This is a genomic window from Streptomyces sp. UW30, from assembly GCF_008042075.1.
Lineage (GTDB): Bacteria > Actinomycetota > Actinomycetes > Streptomycetales > Streptomycetaceae > Streptomyces.
Window position 1 is genome coordinate 357854 of record NZ_RDBN01000053.1, and the last position, 8739, is coordinate 366592.

Sequence of the window (8739 nt, forward strand, 5' to 3'; positions counted from 1 at the left end):
CGGGGCGGGGCGACGACGAGATGGCTGGTCGTCGTACGGCCGTCCGTCGTGGTCACGGTCATCCGGTGGACGCCGGGCGGGAGTCGGTCGACGGCGTCCCGGGTCTCGCCCTGCTCGGTCTCGATGTGCAGCCGGGTGCCGGACGGCAGCGCGGCCAGCGCCTCGGGCTCGGCCCCGCTCCAGCACACCACCGTCGGCGGCAGCAGCCGCTCCCGCAGTTCGCGGTCGCGCGCGGCGAGCGCGGCAGCGACGGCGGCGGGTGCGCTCGCGTCCACGTCGAGGGCGGCCAGGGCGAGGGTGAGCGCGGTCGCGGAGGCCGTGACCGTGCGGTCGGCGGACGGCTGGAAGGAGGTGGCGACGCCGTGCAGCTCGGCGAGCCGGGACAGATCTTCGGAAGGGGGGTTCCCAGGACCCCCGAAACCGTCGGGGCCCTCGGATCCTTCGGCAGGGGCTTCGGCCGACCGCTGCGCTGTCATCTACGGCCTCGTGGAGTCCATGTCCATACCGGTGTCCATACCCAGGTCCCAGGTCGCTGCCTCACTCGTCAGCGGCGCGGCGTCGGCGAGCGGCGGCTCGCTGGTGAGGGGCTCGGCGTCGGGGAGGGGTGGTTCGCTGGTCAGGGGGGCTTCGGCGCAGGCGCCCTCGGCGCTGAAGACGCAGTCGTGCATCTCGGGCTCGACGGGCGCCTCAGGTTTCGACGGGGCCGGGAGCAGAACGTGTGCCGATGCTGCGGCCACGGGGGCCTCCTCTTCGGTTGCGGTGTACAGGGTTACCGCAGCCCTACCCAGCAGGCGCGGTGGCAGACGTACAGAGGGGAACAACGTGCCTCTCGTCACATTCTGTTCCGCCGCTCAAGTCTTCCGAGACCCGTTCGGGCCTCGCTATTCACTCAGTACATGTACTCAGTACATAATGATCGCCATGAGCACCCGCCACATCCTGTTGGGCCTGCTCGCCACGGGGCCGAGCCATGGCTACGACCTCAAGCGACGCCACGACGAACGGTTCCCGCAGGCCCGTCCGCTGGCCTACGGGCAGGTCTACACGACCCTGCAACGGCTGGTCCGCGACGGGCTCGCCGAGATCGACGGCACCGACTCGGACGGCGGGCCGGAGCGGACCATGTACCGCTCGACGGACGACGGAACACGCGAACTGGCCGAGTGGGCCGGGGAGATCGCGCCGCCGGCGCCGTTCGTGACGAACGAGATCTTCGCCAAGGTGGTCGCGTCGATCCTGTCCGGAGGCGACCCCGAGGCCTACCTGCACGCCCAACGCGCCGCCCACATGGCCCGGATGCGGGAGCTCACGACGCTCAAGACGGCGCCCGGCGCCGATCTCGCGACGGTGCTCTCGGCCGACTACGCCCTCAACCACCTCGACGCCGACCTCCGCTGGATGACGACCACGGCGGCCCGGCTCATCACTCTGACCGCGGAGGTCGACGCAGCATGAGCAACGAAGCGGGAGGCGCGACAGCGCTCCTGACGGCCCGTGACCTCGTCAAGACACACGGCAGGACCGAGGCCCTGCGCGGCGCCTCGGTCGAACTGCGGCCCGGCGAGGTCCTCGCCGTCACCGGCGCCAGCGGCAGCGGGAAGTCCACGCTGCTGCACTGCCTGGCCGGCATCGTCCGCCCGGACGCCGGTTCCGTGAAGTACGACGGGGAGCGGCTCGACCAGTTGCCCGAGCAGCGGCTGAGCCAACTGCGGCGTACGGAATTCGGGGTGGTCTTCCAGTTCGGGCAGCTGATCCCGGAGCTGACGGCCCTGGACAACGTCGCCCTGCCGCTGATGCTGGCGGGCACCTCCCGCAAGGACGCCCAGGCTCGGGCCGGCGAATGGCTGGAGCGGTTCGGCGTACGAGGGCAGGAGGCACTGCGGCCCGGCGAGATGAGCGGCGGCCAGGCCCAGCGGACCTCCCTGGCCCGCGCCCTGGTCACCGACCCGAAGGTCGTCTTCGCGGACGAGCCGACGGGCGCGCTGGATTCGCTGGCGAGCGAGCAGGTCATGACGGCCCTGACGCACACGGCCCGCGAGTCGGGCACTGCGGTGCTGCTGATCACCCATGACGCCCAGGTGGCGGCGTACGCGGACCGGGAGGTGCGGCTGAGTGACGGGGCCGTGGTGCCGCAGGGGGTGGCGGCGTGAGAGCACGGTACAAAGGGGCGTACGGAGCCACGAAGGCCGAACTCCGTCTGGCCTGGCTGCTCACCCGGGGTTCGGACCGCCGCGAGGGGTGGCGCGTGCTCCTCACCGCTGTCGGCGCGGCGTTGGCGACCGGGCTGGGGCTGGTGATCGCCGCGCTGCTGCCGTTGGACGGCCACCGCCACGTGTCCGTGGGCGGCGGTCTGCTCGACCAGCCCGGCACCCGCATGGGCGTGATCTTCACGCTGGTGATGCTGTTCATCCCGGTGCTCGGGTTCCTCGGCCAGTGCGCCCGGATCGGTGCCGTGCACCGGGACCGCAGGCTGGCGGCGCTGCGCCTGGCGGGTGCCACCCCGGCCCAGGTACGGCGGATCGCGGCGTTGGAGTCGGGGCTGGCGTGTCTGGCGGGCTCGTTGCCGGCCACGGTGTTCTCCGTGCTGACCCTGCTGCGACTGTGGCACAGCCCCGACCCCCTGGCCTGGGCGGGCATCGCCGTGGTGGCCGTCGGGGTGCCGGTGCTGGGCGCGGCCGTGAGCGCGCTGGCGCTGCGCCAGGTGGTGGCATCGCCGCTGGGCCGGATACGGCGGGTGCGGTCGGCCGAGGGTCCGACGCGGATGTTCCGGGTGGCGACCGCGGTGCTGGCGCTGATGCTGGTGTACCTCATGGCCACCCCCTTCGACGAGGTCCCCTTCGACGCCGCGGTCGCCCCGTTCACCGTGTTCGCGATGTCCCTGCTGGTCGGCGCGGTGGCCGTGTGGCTGACAGGGGCGACTGCCCGCCGGCTGGGCGAGGCGCTCACGGCCCGCGCCCAGAGCCCGGCAGTGCTGATCGCGGCGGGACGGCTGCGCGACGACCCGTGGGCGGCGGCCCGTACGCATGCGGCGGTAGTGCTGGTGACGGTCGTGGGCACCGGCTTCGTCGGCGTCCGTGAGGTGCTGCTCGCCGGTCTGCTGGAGTCGCGTCGCGAGGGTCAGCTCGCCATGGACATGGAGTACTACACGAACGGCCTCGATCTGGCGGGCGCCGCGATCCTCCTCGCCCTCGCCCTGGTGCTGTCGGCGCTGGCCGTCGGCACCGCCGAGTCGCTGGCCGCCCGGCGCCGGGGGCTGGCCGCGCAGGTCGCCGCCGGGGTGCCGAGCGCGGTACTGCGGCGGGCGCTGCTATTGGAGACGGCGCTGCCGCTGGCCCCCGCGGTCGCGGTGGCGGGCCTCGGCGGCATGACGATCACCGTGTGGTACGCCTCGATCACCTCGGCGGACTCGATACCGCTCGTGCCGTACCTGGTGCCGTTGGTGCCCCTGGCCGTGTACGCCGCCTGCCTGCTGGCCGCGGCCACGTCGATGCCGCTGCTGCGGCGCTCGGTACGGCCGGCGGAGCTGCGGTACGCGTGAGCGGGCGTGCGAACGGGCCGCGGCGAACCTGAGCGGTGATGCGGCCCCTCGTCACACGGCCGCCGCTCCCGGGCAGCCGTCCGGCCCCGAGGGCACGGGGGACCCTCGGGGCCGGGTGGCACACGCGCCGTCCGCCAGGTATGCGAAGGCCCGGATCGTCAGGCGGAAATGCCGTCGATCCGGGCCATGGCGTCCTCCGCGCCGTACGGCTGCAAGTACGGCAGCCAGCGCGGGTCCCTATGCCCGGTGCCGATGATGCGCCAGGCGAGGCCGGTGGGTGGTGCTGGTTTGTGGCGCAGCCGCCAGCCGATTTCGAACAGATGTCGGTCGGCCTTCACGTGGTTGCAGCGGCGGCAGGACGCCACCACGTTGTCCCAGACGTGTTTGCCCCCGCGGCTGCGCGGAATGACATGGTCGACGCTGGTTGCGACGCCACCGCAGTACATGCACCGGCCCCCGTCGCGCGCGAAGAGCGCCCGCCGGGTAAGAGGAACGGGCCCCCGATAGGGAACCCGGACGAATCGCTTGAGCCGGACCACGCTGGGTGCGGGGACTGTGACGGTTGCGCTGTGCATAAAGGCGCCGGACTCCTCGAGGCTTACGGCCTTGTTCTCGAGGACGAGGACGAGCGCGCGGCGGAGCGGTACGACGCCGAGTGGCTCGTACGACGCGTTGAGGACCAGGACATGCGGCACGGATGCCTCCTTGGGCGTCGGCGGCGCGTGGCTCGCGCCGGGACGATCTGTAGTCAGTCTCCCCTCTCGCCTGGTGAAAGCGCCACCATGTCCCGGTAACGGGCTGAGAGTGTTTTCGACCACATCTGATTCATCCCCTGGGCGATGAACGGTTCATCCCACCAGTTCATCCCCGGGTGGGCACGTTTCCTCCCTCGAACATGGCAACGATCCACACACGATGCCCCGATAGTGTGGTGAGCCTGCCCCGCCGGTGACCCTTTCGTGACCTTGAAGACCTTGACCGCCTGCCGGTGGGGCGGGCCGCTGCACTGGAGGTACCTGCCGTGTCCCTGCCCGCCGTCCTACTGGCCGCCGGTTCGTCGCCGTCCCCGACACCCTCGGAGACCACGACCCCGGCGGTGCCCTCGCTCCAGGACGCCCACGAGAGCGCGACGCAGGCCGCCGGCTGGGTCGAGCAGAACTGGTCGACCTGGCTCGCGATCGGTCTCCAGGTCCTGCTGATCGTGGTGATCGCGGCGGTACTGAGAGTGGCGGTACGGCGGGCGATCACCAAGCTCATAGACAGGATGAACCGGACCGCGCAGGCGGTGGACGGCACAGCCCTGGGCGGCCTGCTGGTCAATGTCGAGCGCCGCCGTCAGCGCTCGCAGGCGATCGGCTCGGTACTGCGCTCCGTGGCGAGCTTCCTGATCGTGGGCACCGGCGCCCTGATGATCCTGTCCGCCTTCGACATCAACCTGGCCCCGCTGCTGGCGTCCGCCGGTGTCGCGGGCGTGGCGATCGGCTTCGGCGCCCGCAACCTGGTCACCGACTTCCTCTCCGGCGTCTTCATGATCCTGGAGGACCAGTACGGCGTCGGCGACTCGATCGACGCGGGCGTGGCCTCCGGCGAGGTCATCGAGGTCGGCCTGCGCGTGACCAAGCTGCGCGGCGACAACGGCGAGATCTGGTACGTCCGCAACGGCGAGGTCAAGCGCATCGGCAACCTCTCGCAGGGCTGGTCGACGGCCGGCGTGGACGTCACCGTCCGCTCCTCGGAGGACCTGGACAAGGTCCGGCACACCATCGGCGAGGTCGCCGAGAGGATGAGCAAGGAAGAGCCCTGGAACGAGCTCCTGTGGGGCCCGATCGAGGTTCTCGGCCTGGACAGCGTGCTGCTGGACTCGATGGTCGTACGGGTCGCGGCGAAGACGATGCCCGGCAAGTCCCTGACCGTCGAACGCGAACTGCGCTGGCGCATCAAGCTCGCCTTCGACGCCGCCGACATCCCGATCGTCGGCCGGGCTCCCCTCATGGTGGGCGACGAGGCCGCGGCCGACCCGACGGCGGGCGTGGCCGCCCCCTCGGCCTACTCCAACACCGCCTCGCCGCAGTCCCAGGCGGCGACACCACTGACGCCGCCGAGCGTGACGAAGTAGGGGTCAACAGGTCTTCTTGTGCGCGAACTTGATGGGCGGCGTATAGAAGACGCGGGACCCCTTCTTTCCCCCCGTGGCGACCCAGCGCCGTCACCGGTGGCGGCACTCGCGGGAGCGGCCGTCACCTTGATAAAAACGCCGTCGATAATTGCCTCGACGGATGATCACCCTGCCATTCGGCAGCAACCGCCGAGGGCCTTTTCTCCGTCCGCCGCCGCCCGGTTCGCCGACGTACAGCCGACGGTTGTGCGGCCCATGACCGGCGGTTGTTTGCCCACCGCGCGTCCCTCTGGCTTGGATGGCCCGGTTCGATATCGGTCGCGGCGGACCTGATCCGCTGCGCGGCGCTGCTGAGCGTCCCCGTCGCGTTCGCGGTGGACGCCCTCGGTCTCGGGCAGTTGCTGGTGGTGTCGGTGGTCGTGGCCGCGGCCGACATCCCCTGCTTGATCACTGTTAGGAAAGTTTCCTATCCGCTGCGGAGGAACGTAAGCCCGGCGGGAAGGCGGCGTCAAGAGAGGTGGTCCGGCAGGCAACGGAGTCGTTACTTGAGGGCGTCGGCCCGTGGTGCGTGCTCGTGCCGGGGCGACCGAGGTGGCGCTGCTGTCGGCCTCGGGGCTCGCGGTGGGGGCGGCGCTGGCGGTGCCGCTCGGGGCGTGGGTGGAGTTCCGGCCGAAGCGTCCGGCACTGGTCGCGGCGGACCTGATCCGCTGCGCGGCGCTGCTGAGCGTCCCCGTCGCGTTCGCGGTGGACGCCCTCGGTCTCGGGCAGTTGCTGGTGGTGTCGGTGGTCGTGGCCGCGGCCGACATCACATTCAACGCGGCGAGCGGGGCGTATCTGAAGTCCCTCGTGCCGCCGGAGGACCTGCTCGTGGCGAACGGCCGCTTCGAGGCGACGACGTGGACGGCCACGGCGCTCGGCCCGCCGCTCGGCGGGGCGGCGATCGGGATGTTCGGCCCGATGGCGACGGTGCTGGCGAACGCGGTCAGCTTCCTTCTGTCGGCGCTCGGCATCCGGGCGATCGGAGGTAAGGAAAGGCAACAACCCCGCCCTGACACCCCGTCAGCCCCGCGGGCGAGGGGCCTGCGCGCGACCGACCTGCGGGCGGGCTGGCGGCACATCCTCACCCACCCCACCCTGCGCCCGCTGTTCGTCAACACGGTCCTGGTCAACTCGCTGATCATGGCGCAGGCCCCACTGCTCGCCGTCCTCATGCTCGGCCGGCTCGGCTTCACCCCCTGGCAGTACGGCCTCGCCTTCGCCGTGCCGTGCCTGGGCGGCCTGCTGGGCTCCCGGCTGTCCCGGCGCCTGACTGCCCGGCACGGCCGGCACCGGATCCTGCTCACCGCGGGCGCCCTGCGCGCCTGCTGGTGCGTCGGCCTGGCCTTCGTCGGCCCTGGCGCCCCGGGCATGCTGCTCGTCATGGCCTTCGAGTTCGGCCTGATCACCTGCGCGGGCGTCTTCAACCCCGTGCTCGCCGCCACGCGCCTCGACCTGACCCCGTCGGACCGGGTCACCCGCACTCTGACGGCATGGTCGATCACCGCCAAGACGGCGACCGCGGCGACGACCGCGCTCTGGGGACTGCTGGCGACAGTGACCGGCCCGCGTGCGGCGATCGCCCTGGCCGGCGTCCTGTTGCTGGCGACACCGCTCCTGCTCCCCCGGCACGAGCACGCACCACGGGCCGACGCCCTCAAGTAACGACTCCGTTGCCTGCCGGACCACCTCTCTTGACGCCGCCTTCCCGCCGGGCTTACGTTCCTCCGCAGCGGATAGGAAACTTTCCTAACAGTGATCAAGCAGGGAGTCCTGGATGGACTTCCGTCGTAGATCACTGAGAAGCTGGTCAGCCGAGAGGCAGGTGTCGAACCCATGGCAGGATCCGCCGGTACGCCGGGCACCCCGCGCGTCCTGCGCGCCATGAACGACCGTGCCGCCCTGGACCTCCTCCTGGAGCACGGGCCGCTGTCCCGCACGCGGATCGGCAAGCTCACCGGCCTGTCCAAGCCGACCGCCTCCCAGTTGCTGGCCCGCCTGGAGGCCGCCGGCCTCGTCCTGGCGACCGGCACGACGGAGGGCCGACCCGGCCCCAACGCCCAGCTGTACGAGGTCAATCCGACGGCCGCGTACGCCGCGGGGCTCGACGTCACCCCCGAACGCATCCTGGCCGCCGTCGCCGACATCACCGGCCGCACGGTCGGATCGTACGAACTGCCCACCCCCGGCAGGCGCCCGGCCCAGCCCGTCATCCGGCAGGTCACCGACGCCCTCGACGGCGCCGTGAAGGCGGCGGGCCTCGCCCGCGACGACGTCCACCGGCTCGTCATCGGCACCCCCGGCGCCTTCGACCCCAACACGGGCCGACTGCGCTACGCCTCCCACCTCCCCGGCTGGCACACCCCCGCGCTCCTGGACGAACTCGCCGCGGCCCTGCCGATGCCGGTCGAGTACGAGAACGACGTCAACCTCGTGGCGGTGGCCGAGCAGCGGCTCGGCGCGGCCCGCGGCCACGAGGACTTCGTGCTGCTGTGGAACGAGGGCGGCCTCGGCGCCGCCCTGGTCCTCGGCGGCCGACTGCACCGCGGCTGGACCGGCGGCGCCGGCGAGGTAGGTTTCCTGCCGGTTCCCGGCACACCCCTGGTCCGCCAGGTAACCAAAGCCAACAGTGGTGGCTACCAGGAGCTGGCCGGCTCCCAGGCCATCCCCCGGCTCGCACGCGAGATCGGCATGTCGAGCGTCCCGTCGACGCCGTACGCCGAGGCCGCCGCCACCCTCGTCGAACGGGCCGCCGGCGAGGACACCGTCCTCAACCGGCTGCTCCTGCAGACCTACGCGACCCGGCTGGCCACCGGTCTCGCCTCCCTGGTCTCCGTCCTCGATCCCGAACTGGTCGTCCTCAGCGGCGCCTCCCTCACCTCCGGCGGCGAGGTGCTGCGCGCTCTCGTGCAGGCCGAGCTGGAGGAACTGGCCGCGTCCCGGCCCCGGCTCGTCGTCGGCGACGTACGTGAACACCCCGTCCTGCGGGGCGCGTTGGAGAGCGCGCTGGGGACAACGCGCGACGAGGTCTTCAACACCTCGCGCTGAC

General features: G+C 71.7%; 8 protein-coding genes and 2 pseudogenes. 7 read left to right on the forward strand and 3 right to left on the reverse strand.

Annotated elements, in window-relative coordinates; translation table 11 throughout:
• A pseudogene (locus tag EAO75_RS35770) lies at positions 1–476 on the reverse strand (4-alpha-glucanotransferase); the annotation flags it as partial.
• On the reverse strand, positions 477–737 hold the full coding sequence (locus EAO75_RS35775) for a hypothetical protein (RefSeq protein WP_147999302.1): 261 nt from the start codon (positions 735–737) through the stop codon (positions 477–479).
• Positions 738–921: 184 nt separating this feature from the next.
• On the opposite strand from EAO75_RS35775, the gene EAO75_RS35780 reads away from it, so the two are divergent.
• Genes EAO75_RS35780 through EAO75_RS35790 form a run of 3 tightly spaced genes read left to right on the forward strand, consistent with a single transcriptional unit; the run spans position 922 to position 3538 of the window.
• Positions 922–1455 (forward strand): PadR family transcriptional regulator, encoded by a 534-nt coding sequence (locus EAO75_RS35780; RefSeq protein WP_147999303.1) that lies wholly within the window; start codon positions 922–924, stop codon positions 1453–1455.
• The gene (locus EAO75_RS35785; RefSeq protein ID WP_147999304.1) at positions 1452–2150 is read left to right on the forward strand and encodes an ABC transporter ATP-binding protein; all 699 of its coding nucleotides are present in this window, start codon (positions 1452–1454) and stop codon (positions 2148–2150) included. Before EAO75_RS35780 ends, EAO75_RS35785 begins: the two co-directional genes overlap by 4 nt.
• On the forward strand, positions 2147–3538 hold the full coding sequence (locus EAO75_RS35790) for an FtsX-like permease family protein (protein WP_147999305.1): 1392 nt from the start codon (positions 2147–2149) through the stop codon (positions 3536–3538). Before EAO75_RS35785 ends, EAO75_RS35790 begins: the two co-directional genes overlap by 4 nt.
• 158 nt (positions 3539–3696) lie before the next feature.
• Here the strand turns inward: EAO75_RS35790 and EAO75_RS35795 are convergent, their stop codons facing one another.
• Complete coding sequence (locus EAO75_RS35795; protein WP_020116449.1) at positions 3697–4233, reverse strand: HNH endonuclease; 537 nt, start codon at positions 4231–4233, stop codon at positions 3697–3699.
• A gap of 326 nt (positions 4234–4559) precedes the next feature.
• Here EAO75_RS35795 and EAO75_RS35800 point away from each other — a divergent pair, with 326 nt between their 5' ends.
• The 4 genes and pseudogenes from EAO75_RS35800 to EAO75_RS35815 all read left to right on the forward strand — a co-directional run bounded on the left by EAO75_RS35800 (position 4560) and on the right by EAO75_RS35815 (position 8738).
• Positions 4560–5654, forward strand: coding sequence for a mechanosensitive ion channel family protein (locus EAO75_RS35800; RefSeq protein WP_147999306.1), 1095 nt, complete (start codon positions 4560–4562; stop codon positions 5652–5654).
• 311 nt (positions 5655–5965) lie between these two features.
• Positions 5966–6091: pseudogene (locus EAO75_RS48715) on the forward strand (MFS transporter); the annotation flags it as partial.
• 124 nt (positions 6092–6215) lie between these two features.
• Entirely contained in the window at positions 6216–7355 is a 1140-nt protein-coding gene (locus EAO75_RS35810) for an MFS transporter (RefSeq protein ID WP_147999307.1), read from the forward strand.
• Between the two features lie 171 nt (positions 7356–7526).
• Entirely contained in the window at positions 7527–8738 is a 1212-nt protein-coding gene (locus tag EAO75_RS35815) for an ROK family transcriptional regulator (protein ID WP_147999308.1), read from the forward strand.
• The last annotated feature ends 1 nt before the right edge of the window (position 8739 follow it).